The 16,381-nt window shown below is 48.5% G+C and carries 18 protein-coding genes, 3 tRNA genes and 3 pseudogenes; 17 read left to right on the top strand and 7 right to left on the bottom strand.

Annotation, left to right across the window (positions count from 1 at the left end):
- Positions 1-6 precede the first annotated feature (6 nt).
- Positions 7-729: a quorum-sensing transcriptional regulator SdiA gene (sdiA, locus tag BFF42_RS12455; protein WP_001154276.1), complete on the top strand. Its 723-nt coding sequence runs from the start codon at positions 7-9 to the stop codon at positions 727-729.
- Positions 730-795: 66 nt separating this feature from the next.
- Here sdiA and yecF read toward each other — a convergent pair whose 3' ends face one another.
- From yecF to BFF42_RS28305, 3 genes and pseudogenes are all read right to left on the bottom strand, one after another.
- Positions 796-1,020 carry a DUF2594 family protein YecF gene (gene yecF, locus BFF42_RS12460; protein ID WP_000106474.1) on the bottom strand — a complete coding sequence of 75 codons (225 nt, stop codon included), beginning with the start codon at positions 1,018-1,020 and terminating at the stop codon, positions 796-798.
- On the bottom strand, positions 1,007-1,183 hold the full coding sequence (gene yecU / locus BFF42_RS12465; protein ID WP_000590347.1) for a protein YecU: 177 nt from the start codon (positions 1,181-1,183) through the stop codon (positions 1,007-1,009). The genes yecF and yecU overlap by 14 nt, the downstream gene beginning before the upstream one ends.
- 81 nt (positions 1,184-1,264) lie before the next feature.
- Positions 1,265-1,336 (bottom strand): annotated as a pseudogene (locus BFF42_RS28305) (transcriptional regulator); the annotation flags it as partial.
- Positions 1,337-1,477: 141 nt separating this feature from the next.
- Between BFF42_RS28305 and uvrY the strand changes: the two are divergent.
- From uvrY to yecA, 7 genes are all read left to right on the top strand, one after another.
- Complete coding sequence (gene uvrY / locus BFF42_RS12470) at positions 1,478-2,134, top strand: UvrY/SirA/GacA family response regulator transcription factor (RefSeq protein WP_000611335.1); 657 nt, start codon at positions 1,478-1,480, stop codon at positions 2,132-2,134.
- Positions 2,131-3,963, top strand: coding sequence for an excinuclease ABC subunit UvrC (gene uvrC, locus BFF42_RS12475; RefSeq protein ID WP_001283435.1), 1,833 nt, complete (start codon positions 2,131-2,133; stop codon positions 3,961-3,963). The genes uvrY and uvrC overlap by 4 nt, the downstream gene beginning before the upstream one ends.
- 56 nt (positions 3,964-4,019) lie before the next feature.
- Complete coding sequence (gene pgsA, locus BFF42_RS12480; protein ID WP_001160187.1) at positions 4,020-4,568, top strand: CDP-diacylglycerol--glycerol-3-phosphate 3-phosphatidyltransferase; 549 nt, start codon at positions 4,020-4,022, stop codon at positions 4,566-4,568.
- Positions 4,569-4,719: 151 nt separating this feature from the next.
- Positions 4,720-4,795, top strand: a tRNA-Gly gene (locus BFF42_RS12485).
- 54 nt (positions 4,796-4,849) lie between these two features.
- Positions 4,850-4,923: transfer RNA gene (locus tag BFF42_RS12490), tRNA-Cys, on the top strand.
- A gap of 12 nt (positions 4,924-4,935) precedes the next feature.
- Positions 4,936-5,022: transfer RNA gene (locus tag BFF42_RS12495), tRNA-Leu, on the top strand.
- A 195-nt stretch (positions 5,023-5,217) separates the two neighbouring features.
- Positions 5,218-5,883 carry a UPF0149 family protein YecA gene (gene yecA / locus BFF42_RS12500; protein ID WP_000847908.1) on the top strand — a complete coding sequence of 222 codons (666 nt, stop codon included), beginning with the start codon at positions 5,218-5,220 and terminating at the stop codon, positions 5,881-5,883.
- A gap of 61 nt (positions 5,884-5,944) precedes the next feature.
- Here the strand turns inward: yecA and tyrP are convergent, their stop codons facing one another.
- Entirely contained in the window at positions 5,945-7,156 is a 1,212-nt protein-coding gene (gene tyrP, locus BFF42_RS12505; protein WP_000797568.1) for a tyrosine transporter TyrP, read from the bottom strand.
- A 190-nt stretch (positions 7,157-7,346) separates the two neighbouring features.
- Here tyrP and BFF42_RS12510 point away from each other — a divergent pair, with 190 nt between their 5' ends.
- Positions 7,347-7,586: a YecH family metal-binding protein gene (locus BFF42_RS12510; protein ID WP_000377225.1), complete on the top strand. Its 240-nt coding sequence runs from the start codon at positions 7,347-7,349 to the stop codon at positions 7,584-7,586.
- A gap of 36 nt (positions 7,587-7,622) precedes the next feature.
- Here the strand turns inward: BFF42_RS12510 and ftnA are convergent, their stop codons facing one another.
- The gene (gene ftnA, locus BFF42_RS12515; RefSeq protein ID WP_004983027.1) at positions 7,623-8,120 is read right to left on the bottom strand and encodes a non-heme ferritin; all 498 of its coding nucleotides are present in this window, start codon (positions 8,118-8,120) and stop codon (positions 7,623-7,625) included.
- A 170-nt stretch (positions 8,121-8,290) separates the two neighbouring features.
- Positions 8,291-8,614: a YecR-like family lipoprotein gene (locus BFF42_RS12520; RefSeq protein WP_001237866.1), complete on the bottom strand. Its 324-nt coding sequence runs from the start codon at positions 8,612-8,614 to the stop codon at positions 8,291-8,293.
- 262 nt (positions 8,615-8,876) lie between these two features.
- Between BFF42_RS12520 and azuC the strand changes: the two genes are divergently transcribed.
- Positions 8,877-8,963: a stress response protein AzuC gene (gene azuC / locus BFF42_RS12530; protein WP_010723106.1), complete on the top strand. Its 87-nt coding sequence runs from the start codon at positions 8,877-8,879 to the stop codon at positions 8,961-8,963.
- Between the two features lie 114 nt (positions 8,964-9,077).
- Entirely contained in the window at positions 9,078-9,329 is a 252-nt protein-coding gene (gene yecJ / locus BFF42_RS12535; protein WP_000082117.1) for a DUF2766 family protein YecJ, read from the top strand.
- Positions 9,330-9,407: 78 nt separating this feature from the next.
- Here the strand turns inward: yecJ and BFF42_RS12540 are convergent, their stop codons facing one another.
- Positions 9,408-9,911: a non-heme ferritin-like protein gene (locus tag BFF42_RS12540; RefSeq protein WP_000179469.1), complete on the bottom strand. Its 504-nt coding sequence runs from the start codon at positions 9,909-9,911 to the stop codon at positions 9,408-9,410.
- Positions 9,912-10,624: 713 nt separating this feature from the next.
- On the opposite strand from BFF42_RS12540, the gene araF reads away from it, so the two are divergent.
- The 6 genes and pseudogenes from araF to BFF42_RS12570 form a co-directional block, all read left to right on the top strand.
- Complete coding sequence (araF, locus tag BFF42_RS12545; RefSeq protein WP_005026642.1) at positions 10,625-11,614, top strand: arabinose ABC transporter substrate-binding protein AraF; 990 nt, start codon at positions 10,625-10,627, stop codon at positions 11,612-11,614.
- Between the two features lie 69 nt (positions 11,615-11,683).
- Positions 11,684-13,198 carry an arabinose ABC transporter ATP-binding protein AraG gene (gene araG / locus BFF42_RS12550; protein WP_001187803.1) on the top strand — a complete coding sequence of 505 codons (1,515 nt, stop codon included), beginning with the start codon at positions 11,684-11,686 and terminating at the stop codon, positions 13,196-13,198.
- Positions 13,199-13,212: 14 nt separating this feature from the next.
- Positions 13,213-14,199 carry an arabinose ABC transporter permease AraH gene (araH, locus tag BFF42_RS12555; protein ID WP_000100203.1) on the top strand — a complete coding sequence of 329 codons (987 nt, stop codon included), beginning with the start codon at positions 13,213-13,215 and terminating at the stop codon, positions 14,197-14,199.
- A gap of 166 nt (positions 14,200-14,365) precedes the next feature.
- Positions 14,366-15,163, top strand: a complete 798-nt coding sequence (otsB, locus tag BFF42_RS12560; RefSeq protein ID WP_000138775.1) for a trehalose-phosphatase — start codon at positions 14,366-14,368, stop codon at positions 15,161-15,163.
- Positions 15,138-16,028, top strand: a pseudogene (locus tag BFF42_RS12565) (trehalose-6-phosphate synthase); the annotation flags it as partial. The gene otsB and the pseudogene BFF42_RS12565, both read left to right, overlap by 26 nt.
- A 62-nt stretch (positions 16,029-16,090) precedes the next feature.
- A pseudogene (locus BFF42_RS12570) lies at positions 16,091-16,381 on the top strand (transposase); the annotation flags it as partial.

Below are 16,381 nucleotides of genomic sequence, written 5' to 3' on the forward strand. Positions count from 1 at the left end.
TTTACTATGCAGGATACGGATTTTTTCAGCTGGCGTCGCACGATGCTGTTGCGTTTTCAGAGGATGGAGGCCGCAGAAGAGGTCTACCATGAAATAGAGCTTCAGGCTCAGCAGCTGGAGTACGATTACTATTCGTTATGTGTTCGCCACCCGGTACCATTCACGCGACCTAAAGTGGCTTTCTACACCAATTACCCTGAGTCGTGGGTTAGTTATTATCAGGCAAAAAATTTTCTCGCAATTGATCCTGTGCTGAACCCTGAAAACTTTAGTCAGGGCCATTTAATGTGGAATGATGACTTATTCAGCGAAGCACAGCCATTATGGGAAGCCGCGCACGCACATGGTTTACGCCGCGGTGTCACTCAGTATTTAATGCTGCCAAATCGGGCGCTGGGCTTTTTGTCCTTTTCCCGTTGCAGCACGCGCGAAATACCCATTCTTAGTGATGAACTGCAATTAAAAATGCAGTTACTGGTGCGCGAAAGTCTGATGGCTCTGATGCGTTTAAATGATGAAATAGTGATGACGCCAGAGATGAATTTCAGCAAGCGCGAAAAAGAAATTCTGAAATGGACGGCGGAAGGGAAGACATCAGCAGAGATAGCGATGATTTTGTCAATCTCTGAGAATACGGTCAATTTCCATCAGAAAAACATGCAGAAAAAAATCAATGCACCAAATAAGACCCAGGTGGCCTGTTACGCGGCCGCTACTGGCTTAATTTGATCGCTTTTCTTTCTGCGTGCCAGATGCAAAAACCGGCTGAAAGGCACGCTCTCAGCCGGTTTTATATTACTGACGGTAGGCTTGTTTAATTTGCTTAACCGTTTTGGAAAATACTGCAGCCTGGGTTTCGTCTTCGATCAGCGCAAGCTGTTTTTCCATCTTTAACATCACGCGGCCCGCGTCAGCTTGTCCCATCGCCTGCAGCATCAGCGTCAGCATCGCTTTCAGGCAGGAGACTTCATTTGCCAGTTCTTGATTATTCTCGGCAGTAGAAAAATCAGGCGTACTCATTTATTTTCCTCGTCATGTTGCAATGAAAATTTGCGGTGAAAAATGTTAAGGCGGCGGAGTATACCATAAGCTTTGCTAAAAATAGCAGTGGTTGTTTTTTGAGCGTGATATCGGCAGTGCTATAAAATACGTTAATATAATGACCAATAAATATTTTTATCATGAATGTTTTTGCCCGTATTGTTCGGGTTAATTAATGTTACATATTCAGCGGGCTGATTTTCATTTTTGCTGAATAAAGTCAATTTTTGTCACATTTCATCGTAGGGCTTACTGTGAAACGATCTGGTAAGCCGTTGGTGACGGGCGTGACCATAACTGTGGACAATCGAATTGACAAAAACGAGAGAAAAATCGAATACCCACCATTTTTAACGTTTCAAAGTTGCAATAAAAACCGCTAATATACGAATGACTAACTATCAGTAGCGTTATCCCTATTTCTGGAGATATTTCTTTGATCAACGTTCTACTTGTTGATGACCACGAACTGGTGCGCGCAGGGATACGACGCATTCTGGAAGATATAAAGGGTATAAAAGTCGTCGGTGAGGCATCGTGCGGTGAAGACGCCGTTAAGTGGTGCCGGACAAATGCCGTTGACGTGGTGCTAATGGACATGAGTATGCCGGGCATTGGCGGTCTTGAGGCGACGCGTAAAATCGCGCGTTCCACAGCTGATGTCAAAATCATCATGCTTACCGTTCATACAGAAAACCCTTTACCAGCGAAAGTCATGCAGGCCGGTGCTGCGGGCTACCTCAGCAAAGGCGCGGCTCCGCAGGAAGTCGTGAGTGCGATTCGTTCTGTCTATTCAGGGCAGCGTTACATTGCTTCTGACATCGCTCAACAAATGGCGTTAAGCCAGATCGAACCAGAAAAAACAGAAAGCCCATTTGCCAGTTTGTCTGAACGTGAATTGCAGATTATGCTGATGATCACCAAGGGCCAGAAGGTCAATGAGATCTCAGAACAGCTCAATCTCAGTCCGAAAACGGTGAACAGCTACCGCTATCGTATGTTCAGTAAACTAAACATTCATGGCGATGTTGAGCTGACTCACCTGGCAATTCGCCATGGTCTGTGTAATGCGGAGACATTATCAAGTCAGTGAGTGATCAGTTTGACGCAAAAGCGTTTTTAAAAACCGTAACCAGCCAGCCAGGCGTTTATCGCATGTACGATGCTGGTGGTACGGTTATCTATGTAGGCAAAGCGAAAGACCTGAAAAAACGGCTTTCCAGCTATTTCCGTAGCAACCTCGCTTCGCGCAAAACCGAAGCGCTGGTCGCCCAGATTCAGCAAATTGATGTAACGGTTACTCATACAGAAACCGAAGCGCTGTTGCTGGAACACAACTACATCAAACTCTATCAGCCGCGTTACAACGTTTTGCTACGCGATGATAAATCTTATCCTTTTATCTTCCTGAGTGGCGATACCCACCCGCGTCTGGCGATGCATCGTGGTGCGAAGCATGCCAAAGGTGAATATTTCGGCCCGTTCCCGAATGGCTATGCCGTACGTGAAACTCTGGCGCTACTGCAAAAGATTTTCCCCATTCGCCAGTGCGAAAATAGTGTTTATCGCAATCGCTCGCGTCCGTGTCTGCAATATCAGATAGGGCGCTGTCTGGGACCGTGCGTTGAAGGACTGGTGAGTGAAGAAGAATACGCTCAGCAGGTCGAGTATGTGCGCCTGTTTTTGTCTGGCAAAGATGATCAGGTGCTTACGCAACTCATTAGCCGTATGGAAACTGCCAGTCAGAATCTGGAGTTTGAAGAAGCGGCACGTATTCGCGACCAAATTCAGGCGGTGCGACGCGTCACCGAAAAACAGTTTGTTTCCAATACCGGCAACGACCTTGACGTTATTGGTGTGGCGTTCGATGCGGGCATGGCTTGTGTCCACGTATTGTTCATTCGTCAGGGCAAAGTGCTCGGCAGCCGCAGCTATTTCCCGAAAGTGCCTGGCGGTACGGAACTGAGCGAGGTGGTAGAAACCTTCGTAGGTCAGTTCTATTTACAAGGCAGCCAGATGCGCACCTTACCGGGTGAGATCCTGCTCGATTTTAATCTTAGCGATAAAACGCTGCTCGCCGATTCCCTTTCAGAACTGGCGGGACGCAAGATTAATGTTCAAACCAAACCTCGCGGCGATAGGGCGCGTTATCTGAAACTCGCGCGCACCAATGCGGCGACGGCCTTAATCAGCAAACTTTCGCAGCAATCTACCGTTCACCAGCGACTGACCGCGCTTGCCAGCGTGTTGAAATTGCCGGAAGTGAAGCGGATGGAGTGCTTTGACATCAGCCATACCATGGGCGAACAAACCGTCGCTTCCTGTGTGGTGTTTGATGCTAACGGCCCGCTGCGTGCGGAGTATCGGCGCTATAACATTACAGGCATCACGCCGGGCGATGATTATGCGGCGATGAATCAGGTGCTGCGTCGGCGTTATGGTAAAGCCATTGACGACAGTAAGATCCCGGATGTGATCCTTATCGACGGCGGCAAAGGCCAGCTTGCGCAGGCGAAAAATGTCTTCGCCGAACTGGATGTCTCATGGGATAAAAATCATCCGCTGCTACTTGGCGTTGCCAAAGGAGCAGATCGTAAGGCTGGACTGGAAACGCTGTTCTTTGAGCCGGAAGGTGAGGGATTTAGTTTGCCGCCAGATTCACCCGCGCTGCATGTTATCCAGCATATTCGCGATGAATCACATGATCACGCGATTGGCGGGCACCGTAAAAAACGGGCGAAGGTCAAAAATACCAGTTCCCTGGAAACCATTGAAGGCGTCGGGCCAAAACGTCGGCAAATGTTGTTGAAATATATGGGCGGTTTGCAAGGTTTACGTAACGCCAGCGTCGAGGAAATTGCAAAAGTGCCGGGTATTTCGCAAGGTCTGGCAGAAAAGATCTTCTGGTCGTTGAAACATTGATGTCTCTGTAGCAACATAGGGGTAATCTTACTGACAACAGATAGTTACCCGTCATTATGCAATTTAATATCCCTACGTTGCTTACACTGTTCCGTGTCATCCTTATCCCATTCTTTGTATTGGTCTTTTATCTGCCTGTCACCTGGTCGCCGTTTGCCGCCGCGCTCATTTTCTGCGTCGCGGCGGTGACTGACTGGTTCGATGGTTTTCTGGCACGCCGCTGGAACCAGAGTACCCGGTTTGGTGCTTTCCTTGACCCTGTAGCAGATAAAGTTCTCGTGGCTATCGCCATGGTGCTGGTAACCGAGCATTATCACAGCTGGTGGGTGACCCTACCGGCGGCAACGATGATCGCCCGTGAAATTATTATTTCTGCGCTACGCGAATGGATGGCGGAGTTGGGTAAACGCAGTAGCGTGGCTGTCTCCTGGATTGGGAAAGTGAAAACCACTGCCCAGATGGTGGCGTTGGCCTGGCTGCTGTGGCGTCCGAACATTTGGGTTGAGTACGCCGGTATTGCACTTTTCTTTGTGGCTGCGGTACTGACTCTGTGGTCAATGTTGCAATATTTGAGCGCTGCGCGTGCAGATTTGCTTGATCAGTGATCGTTTCGGCGTAATTTTCAGCAAACGATCAAAAGTGGTGAAAAATATCGTTGACTCATCGCTCCAGGTAAGTAGAATGCAACGCATCGAACGGCGGCACTGATTGCCAGGCGATAATAAAATCAAGTGATTAACTGATTGCTTAATGAATGCGGGAATAGCTCAGTTGGTAGAGCACGACCTTGCCAAGGTCGGGGTCGCGAGTTCGAGTCTCGTTTCCCGCTCCAGTTTAAAAGACATCGGCGTCAAGCGGATGTCTGGCTGAAAGGCCTGAAGAATTTGGCGCGTTAACAAAGCGGTTATGTAGCGGATTGCAAATCCGTCTAGTCCGGTTCGACTCCGGAACGCGCCTCCACTTTCTTCCCGAGCCCGGATGGTGGAATCGGTAGACACAAGGGATTTAAAATCCCTCGGCGTTCGCGCTGTGCGGGTTCAAGTCCCGCTCCGGGTACCATGGGAAAGATAAGAATAAAATCAAAGCAATAAGCAGTGTCGTGAAACCACCTTCGGGTGGTTTTTTTGTGCCTGCAACTTGTCGTTACACCCTCCTTAATTTTTAATCACCGGCAAAGCCACTCAAAAAGTATCTCTGATACGGACCGGCATGTAAGATAGGTGCTGGCGAGTTGAGATCCACAAGGAAAAGCGTATGAAAACGGGACCGTTAAACGAAAGTGAGTTGGAATGGCTGGACGATATTCTGACCAAATACAACACTAACCACGCCATCCTTGATGTGGCGGAGCTGGACGATTTATTGACGGCGGTGTTGAGTTCTCCGCAAGAGATTGAACCGGAACAGTGGCTGGTTGCCGTGTGGGGTGGGGCTGACTATGTGCCGCGCTGGGCGTCAGAGAAAGAGATGACGCGCTTTATGAACCTGGCTTTTCAACATATGGCCGATACCGCAGCGCGTCTGAACGAATTCCCGGAGCAGTTTGAGCCGTTATTCGGCTTGCGAGAAGTTGATGGCAGCGAGCTGACGATTGTTGAGGAGTGGTGCTTTGGCTATATGCGGGGCGTGGCACTTTCTGACTGGTCAACGTTGCCCGATTCGTTAAAACCAGCGCTGGAGGCGATTGCGCTGCACGGTACTGAGGAAAACTTCGAGCGGGTAGAAAAGATGTCGCCAGAAGCGTTTGAAGAGCGCGTAGATGCCATTCGACTGGCGGCGCTTGATCTACATGCGTACTGGATGGCGCATCCGCAGGAAAAAGCTGTTCAGCAACCGATCAAAGCAGAAGAGAAACCGGGGCGTAACGATCCTTGCCCGTGCGGTAGTGGTAAGAAATTTAAGCAGTGCTGCCTGCATTAAGAGGCCAAATTGGGTGTCAGCGTTAATTCTGGCACCCAATAAGGAATTTGAGGCTATCTGATCACCCCACTTCTGGTAACAACCCTGCCGCAATCAAAAATTGCACGCCAATCACAGCAATACCACAGAGAAACACCACCACCAGCGCCGGACGACCACCTTTGACCCGGTAACCCGCCTGAGGATTGTGCTTTCTGCTTTGCCAGGTCAACAGCGAAGGGATAATCAATGCCAGTACCGCCAGCGCCACACCGGCGTAACCCAGCGCCATCACAAATCCTCGTGGATAAAACAGTGCAAACGCCAACGGCGGCAGAAAGGTAATTGCACCAGTTTGCAACCGTCCACCAACGGTATTTGAACGCTGAAATAAATCAGCCAGATAATCAAATAAGCCTAACGCAACGCCGAGAAATGACGTGGCGAGGGCTAAATCAGCAAATAAATGCACTGCCAGCTCAACATGCGGAGAGGCCACCATTTCGCGTAACGCCTGTAACAGCCCGTTTAATCCAGCATGATTAGCCAGCAATCCCATAAAGGTTGTTGAATCAATGCTGCCAAGCGTTGCCACCTGCCAGAAAATATATGCCACCAGGGGGATCGCACTACCGGTTATAAACACCCTGCGTAGCTTACGAACGTTGCCATCCATATAGCTGACAATACTCGGCACGCTACCGTGAAAACCAAATGAGGTAAAAATCACCGGGATTGCTGACAGAGCCAGCCCCTGTTGCAACGGCAGGGTTAAAAGATTCACTTTGTGAATATGCGGTAGCAGCAATACCAGCATCACCACCAGAAAAATAATTTTGGCGCTGAACAGAAAACGGTTAAATAAATCGACCAGCGATGTTCCAACACAAACCACGCCACCGGCAACAAAAGTGAACAACAGCACGCCAGCGGTTGCCGACATTGAAATACCTGTCCAGTCGCTGATGCTGGAGGCCAACAATTCACCGGCACCGCTGATGTATGCCGCAGTCAGAGCATACATTAAGAACATCATACTGAAGCCCGTCAGCCATTGACCGTAGCGTCCCAGATAGCGTTTTGCCAGCGTGCCCAGACCGGTATCTGCCGGAACATGCTGGTACACCTCCAGCAGTAATAGCGCCGTGTAGCACATCAACGCCCAAAGCCCAATCAACAAGATTAACGTGACGCTAAAACCAACACCTGCCGCAGCCAGCGGCATTGCCAGCATGCCTGCGCCAATTGTGGTTCCCGCCACGATAAAAACACTTCCCAGAGTTCTGTTTTTCACGCTTTCTTCTGTCCTGACGATCTTTATGAGTGATATCTGCGGCGCAGGTTAAGGCATAACGGCTGCTTCGTCAAACCGACGTTACATATGGTGTAAATATAAATGTACAATAAAAAGCATTCAGTTCTGCTCTGGCGCAAAGTCTTCATAAGCGGCAATCGCTACGCTAGGCTTTTTTTGAGGAGGAACGATGGACTCTATTCACGGTCATGAAGTGTTAAATATGATGATTGAATCAGGCGAGCAATATACGCATGCCAGTCTGGAAGCAGCAATTAAAGCGCGTTTTGGTGAACAGGCACGTTTTCACACCTGCTCGGCAGAAGGGATGACAGCGGGAGAGCTGGTAGCGTTTCTGGCAGCAAAAGGCAAATTTATACCTTCGAAAGACGGTTTTTCGACCGATCAGAGTAAGATTTGCCGTCACTGATTTGAAACGCGGCAGTAAACCTGCCGCCGGAGAGCATTAGTTTTGTGTGTCGAGGGTAGAGAGTTCTTTGTCGATAAAATACAGACCTTCGCCGCTTTTGCCTGCCAGGCTTAATTTATCAATAATCGATTTGAACAGTTTCTCTTCTTCATGCTGCTCAGAAACATACCATTGCAGGAAATTAAATGTTGGGTAGTCCTGATTGGTCATTGCAGCATGAGCCAGTTCGTTAATTTTCTGGGTGATTAATTGTTCGTGTTTATAGGTTTCCTGGAATAATTCATCAAGTGAGGAATATTCAGCAAACGGAGATTCAACGGTATTAATACGCGGTAAATTGCCGGTATCAGTCAGGTAATCAAACAGATGCTGCATATGCGTCATCTCTTCCTGGGCGTGACGGCGCAGGAACGCGGCAGCACCTTCGAAGGTATGATAGCTGCACCAGGCGCTCATTTGCTGATAAAGCAGTGAAGAGTACAGTTCCAGGTTCATCTGCTCATTAAGTTTTTCAATCATTTCTGGTTTCAGCATGATAGTGCTCCACAAAGGTTATATTTGTTGCTGTGGCGTCACTATAATTTGTTATTTTATTATTTGCAAAAGGTAAAATATAAACTTCAATTATTAAAAATACGAATGGGAATAAAACGCATTACCGCTATTTCTTTAATCAGCGAAGATCCCCTCGCTGATTAAAATATTTAGAGAAAGACAGGGAAGGCGGAATGATGGCACTGATATGACAAAGTGAATTCCGTATTCAAACATAAGGAACCCGCAAAAAGGCTACAGTTGCCTACTGGCTGACCAAAGGGGATCGCGTGGGTATAGCCTTCCTGCTGGCATGCGCGATCGGCGATCCCGCGACTGACATAACGATCGGTATGGGCATGCTGCAAAAAAGCCTGGTCATAAACCAACCGTACAATACCTGTTGCCGCGTCAACTTCGCTCACATGGGCTTGGCGAGTAACCGTACACCCCGCCAGCGTTATTAATGAAAGAGTCAGAATCAGAAGTCTCATGGTCCAGCCAGAAGAGTAAAAGAAAGCACTATTTTACGCGTTACAGCGCTGCGACAATGACCGGAAAAGACGCCTGGCAGGCGCTATTTCTTGCCATCTGTAGGTGTCAGAAATGGGGGGGCTGTTTTTTGATTATCATTTTTATAACATTAAGGGGGTATTTGTGTGATTTGCATCACATAAAGATTGATTTTTGTGATGGCTGTCATATTATAAGCGCAAAGAAAATAACACATGTATAACAAATGGTCGGAGTGCCGCGATGAAACTGCGCAAAATCCTGAAAAGTATGTTCAATAACTATTGCAAGACGTTCAAAGACGTACCGCCAGGCAATATGTTCCGATAACAAAAAACCTGCTCCGGCAGGTTTTTTTGTGTCCTGATGACGGTGGATGTGACTATCGCTGAAGATGTGAAGCCGCTACTATAACGGCTTTCAAAATGCTATCAGGAGTTTACGATGTCCCAGCCGCTGAATGCCGATCAGGAACTGGTTTCTGATGTGGTTGCTTGCCAGTTGGTTATCAAACAAATTCTGGATGTTCTCGATGTAATCGCGCCCGTTGAAGTTCGTGAAAAAATGTCCAGTCAGCTGAAGAATATCGACTTTAGTAACCATCCCGCCGCCGCAGACCCGGTCACCATGCGGGCAATCCAAAAAGCCATCGCGCTGATTGAACTCAAGTTTACCCCACAAGGCGAATCCCATTAAAAAACCGCTGCTTCAAAAAGATGAGGCAGCGGTTTCTCAAAAACTTCATCGGCGCAATGCATTAGCGCCGATGTATGATCAATGCAGCTGATGCGACACGACATTCAGAACATGTTGGTCGGTCTGCACTGGGCACATACCAGCAAGTTTCGCACTGCGCACTTCATCAAGAATGGTTTGCAGCAACAGACCATCATGCTGCTGTTCTTTTTCCAGATCGCGCAGGAAATTGACGGTTGAATCATCATTCAGTTCTTTCGCTTCATCGGCTAACTGTGCCAACGTACTAGAACGTTGCTCGTATTCTTCCATCGTTTTTTGGAACAGTTCTTCCAGAGAGTTCAGTTTTTCACCGGGAACATCAATGGCTTTAACGATGGGGGTAGCGCCGACACTCTTCATAAAGTTAAACATGCGCATCATTTGGGTCACATTACTCTGTGCCTGGGCGCGAAGGAAAGTGGCGGTGCCGTTCAGACTCTGTTCAGAACACCAGTTACTCAGGTGAAGGTAGAGATTGGATGCGTAAAACTCGCGGTTCATTTGAGAGTTGAGTTTGAGAAGCATTCCAGCGGTTGCCATACCTAATATCCTTATATCCAGAAGTGGAGAGGTGCAAGATAAATCAAAACACCATAATTACTGTTTGCAGAATAATTCCTTTCTGCCGGTCCGAAATGTGATCGTGGAGTCAATTCTGACGATGATCTGAAATAAGAATAACGTCTGAACGGGTATAAGAAAATGCTTAAATCATCAAGTTTATATATTTTTACATTTCATTGATGAAATGATGATTTTATAAAACGTTTTTTCATTTTTGCGAGATGGCTCTCATTATACGTGTTCTGTTAATTAATGAGCACAGTGATAATTAATGGCGAAATGAATGACGTGCATTTTCCACATCTTTGAGTTGCGGTTATTACACCATTTCAAAAACTCAACGCCAGGTAATGTGGCCTATTGACTGGTTAAAAAGAAGACATCCCGCATGGGTACCAAAGACAACAAGGATTTCCAAGCTAATCTTATGGATTAATCTGCTGTGCATTCGACAATTTGTCTGACAAATTGGCTTTCCCTTATGTCTTTTCCCGCTAAATTTATGCACGTTCTCACTGTAATTCTGCGATGTGATATTGCTCTCCTATGGAGAATTAATTTCTCGCTAAAACTATGTCAACACGGTCACTTATCTTTTAGTTAAAAGGTAATGCTTTGTTTTCCGATTAATTTAACGAATGTCATTCGTTTTTGCCCTACACAAAACGACACTAAAGCTGGAGAGAACCATGCACAAATTTACTAAAGCCCTGGCAGCCATTGGTCTGGCAGCCGTTATGTCACAATCCGCTATGGCGGAGAACCTGAAGCTCGGTTTTCTGGTGAAGCAACCGGAAGAGCCGTGGTTCCAGACCGAATGGAAGTTTGCCGATAAAGCCGGGAAGGATTTAGGGTTTGAGGTTATTAAGATTGCCGTGCCGGATGGCGAAAAAACATTGAACGCGATCGACAGCCTGGCTGCCAGTGGCGCAAAAGGTTTCGTTATTTGTACTCCGGACCCCAAACTCGGCTCTGCCATCGTCGCGAAAGCGCGTGGCTACGATATGAAAGTCATTGCCGTGGATGATCAGTTTGTTAACGCCAAAGGTAAGCCAATGGATACCGTTCCGCTGGTGATGATGGCGGCGACTAAAATTGGCGAACGTCAGGGTCAGGAACTGTATAAAGAGATGCAGAAACGTGGCTGGGATGTCAAAGAAAGCGCGGTGATGGTGATTACCGCCAACGAACTGGATACCGCCCGCCGCCGTACTACGGGATCTATGGATGCGCTGAAAGCGGCCGGATTCCCGGAAAAACAAATTTATCAGGTACCTACCAAATCTAACGACATCCCGGGGGCATTTGACGCTGCCAACTCAATGCTGGTTCAACATCCTGAAGTTAAACATTGGCTGATCGTCGGTATGAACGACAGCACCGTGCTGGGCGGCGTACGCGCGACGGAAGGTCAGGGCTTTAAAGCTGCTGATATTATCGGCATTGGCATTAACGGTGTGGATGCGGTGAGCGAACTGTCTAAAGTACAGGCAACCGGCTTCTACGGTTCCCTGCTGCCAAGCCCGGACGTACATGGCTATAAATCCAGCGAAATGCTTTACAACTGGGTAGCAAAAGACGTTGAACCGCCAAAATTTACCGAAGTTACCGACGTGGTGCTGATCACGCGTGACAACTTTAAAGAAGAACTGGAGAAAAAAGGTTTAGGCGGTAAGTAATTTGCCGGAAAAATTCCCCTCTGCATGATGCAGAGGGGGTGTGAACGACCAGTGATTCACGGAGACGTTATGCAACAGTCTACCCCGTATCTCTCATTTCGCGGCATCGGTAAAACGTTTCCCGGCGTTAAGGCGCTGACGGATATTAGTTTTGACTGCTATGCCGGTCAGGTTCATGCGTTGATGGGTGAAAATGGCGCAGGAAAATCAACTCTCTTAAAAATCCTCAGCGGCAACTATGCGCCAACCACGGGTTCTGTAGTGATTAATGGGCAGGAAATGTCCTTTTCCGACACGACCGCAGCACTTAACGCGGGTGTGGCGATTATTTACCAGGAACTGCATCTCGTGCCGGAAATGACCGTCGCGGAAAACATCTATCTCGGCCAGCTGCCGCATAAAGGCGGCATTGTGAATCGCTCATTGCTGAATTATGAGGCGGGTTTACAACTTAAACATCTTGGTATGGATATTGACCCGGACACGCCGCTGAAATATCTCTCCATTGGTCAGTGGCAGATGGTTGAAATCGCCAAGGCGCTGGCGCGTAACGCTAAAATTATCGCCTTTGATGAGCCAACCAGCTCCCTTTCTGCCCGCGAAATCGACAATCTTTTCCGCGTTATTCGTGAACTGCGAAAAGAGGGGCGGGTGATCTTATACGTTTCTCACCGTATGGAAGAAATATTTGCCCTCAGCGATGCCATCACTGTCTTTAAAGATGGACGTTATGTCAAAACCTTTACCGATATGCAGCAGGTTGACCACGACGCGCTGGTGCAGGCGATGGTCGGGCGCGACATTGGCGATATCTACGGCTGGCAACCTCGTAGTTATGGCGAGGAGCGCCTGCGTCTTGATGCTGTGAAAGCACTAGGCGTGCGTACGCCAATAAGTCTGGCGGTTCGCAGTGGTGAAATTGTTGGGCTGTTTGGTCTGGTAGGGGCGGGGCGTAGCGAATTAATGAAAGGCTTGTTTGGCGGGACGCAAATCACCGCCGGTCAGGTTTATATCGACCAACAGCCGATCGATATTCGTAAACCGAGCCACGCCATTGCCGCAGGCATGATGCTCTGCCCGGAAGATCGCAAAGCGGAAGGCATTATTCCCGTGCACTCCGTTCGCGACAATATCAACATCAGTGCCAGACGCAAACATGTGCTCGGCGGTTGTGTAATCAACAACGGTTGGGAAGAAAACAATGCCGATCAGCACATTCGTTCGCTCAACATCAAAACGCCGGGCGCTGAGCAACTGATCATGAATCTCTCAGGCGGAAATCAGCAAAAAGCCATTCTGGGCCGCTGGTTATCGGAAGAGATGAAGGTCATTTTGCTGGATGAACCTACGCGCGGCATTGATGTTGGTGCTAAGCACGAAATATATAACGTAATTTATGCGCTGGCGGCGCAGGGTGTGGCGGTGCTGTTTGCCTCCAGCGACTTACCTGAAGTCCTCGGCGTTGCCGACCGGATTGTGGTGATGCGGGAAGGTGAAATCGCCGGTGAATTGTTACACGAGCAGGCAGATGAGCGTCAGGCACTGAGCCTTGCGATGCCTAAAGTCAGCCAGGCAGTTGCCTGAGTAAGGAGAGTATGATGTCTTCTGTTTCTACATCGGGTTCTGGCGCACCTAAGTCGTCATTCAGCTTCGGGCGTATCTGGGATCAGTACGGCATGCTGGTGGTGTTTGCGGTGCTCTTTATCGCCTGTGCCATTTTTGTCCCAAATTTTGCCACCTTCATTAATATGAAAGGGTTGGGCCTGGCAATTTCCATGTCGGGGATGGTGGCGTGTGGCATGTTGTTCTGCCTTGCTTCCGGTGACTTTGACCTTTCTGTCGCCTCCGTAATTGCCTGTGCGGGTGTCACCACGGCGGTGGTTATCAACCTGACTGAAAGCCTGTGGATTGGCGTGGCAGCGGGGTTGCTGCTTGGCATTCTCTGTGGCCTGGTCAATGGCTTTGTTATCGCCAAACTGAAAATAAATGCTCTGATCACAACACTGGCAACGATGCAGATTGTTCGAGGTCTGGCGTACATCATTTCAGACGGTAAAGCGGTCGGTATCGAAGATGAAAGCTTCTTTGCCCTTGGTTACGCTAACTGGTTCGGTCTGCCTGCGCCAATCTGGCTCACCGTCGCGTGTCTGATTATCTTTGGTTTGTTGCTGAATAAAACCACCTTTGGTCGTAACACCCTGGCGATTGGCGGGAACGAAGAGGCTGCGCGTCTGGCGGGTGTACCGGTTGTTCGCACCAAAATTATTATCTTTGTTCTCTCTGGCCTGGTATCTGCGATAGCCGGAATTATTCTGGCTTCACGTATGACCAGTGGGCAGCCAATGACGTCGATTGGTTACGAGCTGATTGTTATCTCCGCCTGCGTTTTAGGTGGCGTTTCTCTGAAAGGAGGCATCGGAAAAATCTCATATGTGGTGGCGGGTATCTTAATTTTAGGCACCGTGGAAAACGCCATGAACCTGCTTAATATTTCTCCTTTCGCGCAGTACGTGGTTCGCGGCTTAATCCTGCTGGCAGCGGTGATCTTCGACCGTTACAAGCAAAAAGCGAAACGCACTGTCTGATGCTTTTTTCTGCAACAATTTAGCGTTTTTTCCCACCACAGCCAACCGCCATAACGGTTGGCTGTTCTTCGTTGCAAATGGCGACCCCCGTCACACTGTCTATACTTACATGTCTGTAAAGCGCGTTCTGCGCAAAACAATAAGAAAAGAGAAGTAGGAGAACCGGGTGACAGAACCGTTAACCGAAACCCCTGAACTATCCGCGAAATATGCCTGGTTTTTTGATCTCGATGGAACGCTGGAAATCAAACCGCATCCCGATCAGGTCGTCGTGCCTGACAATATTCTGCAAGGACTACAGCTACTGGCAACCGCAAGTGATGGTGCATTGGCATTGATATCAGGGCGCTCAATGGTGGAGCTTGACGCACTGGCAAAACCTTATCGCTTCCCGTTAGCGGGCGTGCATGGGGCGGAGCGCCGTGACATCAATGGTAAAACGCATATCGTTCATCTGCCGGATGCGATTGCGCGTGATATTAGCGTGCAACTGCATACAGTTATCGCTCAGTATCCCGGCGCGGAGCTGGAGGCGAAAGGGATGGCTTTTGCGCTGCATTATCGTCAGGCTCCGCAGCATGAAGACGCATTAATGACATTAGCGCAACGTATTACTCAGATCTGGCCACAAATGGCGTTACAGCAGGGAAAGTGTGTTGTCGAGATCAAACCGAGAGGTACCAGTAAAGGTGAGGCAATTGCAGCTTTTATGCAGGAAGCTCCCTTTATCGGGCGAACGCCCGTATTTCTGGGCGATGATTTAACCGATGAATCTGGCTTCGCAGTCGTTAACCGACTGGGCGGAATGTCAGTAAAAATTGGCACAGGTGCAACTCAGGCATCATGGCGACTGGCGGGTGTGCCGGATGTCTGGAGCAGGCTTGAAATGATAACCACCGCATTACAACAAAAAAGAGAAAATAACAGGAGTGATGACTATGAGTCGTTTAGTCGTAGTATCTAACCGGATTGCACCACCAGACGAGCACGCCGCCAGTGCCGGTGGCCTTGCCGTTGGCATACTGGGGGCACTGAAAGCCGCAGGCGGACTGTGGTTTGGCTGGAGTGGTGAAACAGGGAATGAGGATCAGCCGCTAAAAAAGGTGAAAAAAGGTAACATTACGTGGGCCTCTTTTAACCTCAGCGAACAGGACCTTGACGAATACTACAACCAATTCTCCAATGCCGTTCTCTGGCCCGCTTTTCATTATCGGCTCGATCTGATGCAATTTCAGCGTCCTGCCTGGGACGGCTATCTACGCGTAAATGCGTTGCTGGCAGATAAATTACTGCCGCTGTTGCAAGACGATGACATTATCTGGATCCACGATTATCACCTGTTGCCCTTTGCGCATGAATTACGCAAACGTGGGGTGAATAATCGCATTGGTTTCTTTCTGCATATTCCTTTCCCGACACCGGAAATCTTCAACGCGCTGCCGACATATGACACCTTGCTTGAACAGCTTTGTGATTATGATTTGCTGGGTTTCCAGACAGAAAACGATCGTCTGGCGTTCCTGGATTGTCTTTCTAACCTGACCCGCGTCACGACACGTAGCGCAAAAAGCCATACAGCCTGGGGCAAAGCATTTCGAACAGAAGTCTACCCGATCGGCATTGAACCGAAAGAAATAGCCAAACAGGCTGCCGGGCCACTGCCGCCAAAACTGGCGCAACTTAAAGCGGAACTGAAAAACGTACAAAATATCTTTTCTGTCGAACGGCTGGATTATTCCAAAGGTTTGCCAGAGCGTTTTCTCGCCTATGAAGCGTTGCTGGAAAAATATCCGCAGCATCATGGTAAAATTCGTTATACTGAAGTGGCACACTGAATTTGGCCACCTGAACAGAGGTGATATGCTCACCTCAGAACAACACAGGTGCTCCAATGAAAAAAAGAAATTTTAGCGCAGAGTTTAAACGCGAATCCGCTCAACTGGTTGTTGACCAGAAATACACGGTGGCAGATGCCGCCAAAGCTATGGATGTTGGCCTTTCCACAATGACAAGATGGGTCAAACAACTGCGTGATGAGCGTCAGGGCAAAACACCAAAAGCCTCTCCGATAACACCAGAACAAATCGAAATACGTAAGCTGAGGAAAAAGCTACAACGCATTGAAATGGAGAATGAAATATTAAAAAAGGCTACCGCGCTCTTGATGTCAGACTCCCTGAAC

This window comes from Shigella sp. FC1661, from assembly GCF_001712525.1.
Taxonomy (GTDB): Bacteria; Pseudomonadota; Gammaproteobacteria; order Enterobacterales; family Enterobacteriaceae; genus Escherichia; species Escherichia coli.

Excerpts from the sequence above, each read along its gene's own strand:
- sdiA (WP_001154276.1), top strand. The coding sequence starts at position 7 with ATGCAGGATACGGATTTTTTCAGCTGGCGTCGCACGATGCTGTTGCGT.
- yecF (WP_000106474.1), bottom strand. The coding sequence starts at position 1,020 with ATGAGTACGCCTGATTTTTCTACTGCCGAGAATAATCAAGAACTGGCA.
- yecU (WP_000590347.1), bottom strand. The coding sequence starts at position 1,183 with ATGATAAAAATATTTATTGGTCATTATATTAACGTATTTTATAGCACT.
- pgsA (WP_001160187.1), top strand. The coding sequence starts at position 4,020 with ATGCAATTTAATATCCCTACGTTGCTTACACTGTTCCGTGTCATCCTT.
- yecA (WP_000847908.1), top strand. The coding sequence starts at position 5,218 with ATGAAAACGGGACCGTTAAACGAAAGTGAGTTGGAATGGCTGGACGAT.
- BFF42_RS12510 (WP_000377225.1), top strand. The coding sequence starts at position 7,347 with ATGGACTCTATTCACGGTCATGAAGTGTTAAATATGATGATTGAATCA.
- ftnA (WP_004983027.1), bottom strand. The coding sequence starts at position 8,120 with ATGCTGAAACCAGAAATGATTGAAAAACTTAATGAGCAGATGAACCTG.
- BFF42_RS12520 (WP_001237866.1), bottom strand. The coding sequence starts at position 8,614 with ATGAGACTTCTGATTCTGACTCTTTCATTAATAACGCTGGCGGGGTGT.
- azuC (WP_010723106.1), top strand. The coding sequence starts at position 8,877 with ATGAAACTGCGCAAAATCCTGAAAAGTATGTTCAATAACTATTGCAAG.
- yecJ (WP_000082117.1), top strand. The coding sequence starts at position 9,078 with ATGTCCCAGCCGCTGAATGCCGATCAGGAACTGGTTTCTGATGTGGTT.
- BFF42_RS12540 (WP_000179469.1), bottom strand. The coding sequence starts at position 9,911 with ATGGCAACCGCTGGAATGCTTCTCAAACTCAACTCTCAAATGAACCGC.
- araF (WP_005026642.1), top strand. The coding sequence starts at position 10,625 with ATGCACAAATTTACTAAAGCCCTGGCAGCCATTGGTCTGGCAGCCGTT.
- araG (WP_001187803.1), top strand. The coding sequence starts at position 11,684 with ATGCAACAGTCTACCCCGTATCTCTCATTTCGCGGCATCGGTAAAACG.
- araH (WP_000100203.1), top strand. The coding sequence starts at position 13,213 with ATGTCTTCTGTTTCTACATCGGGTTCTGGCGCACCTAAGTCGTCATTC.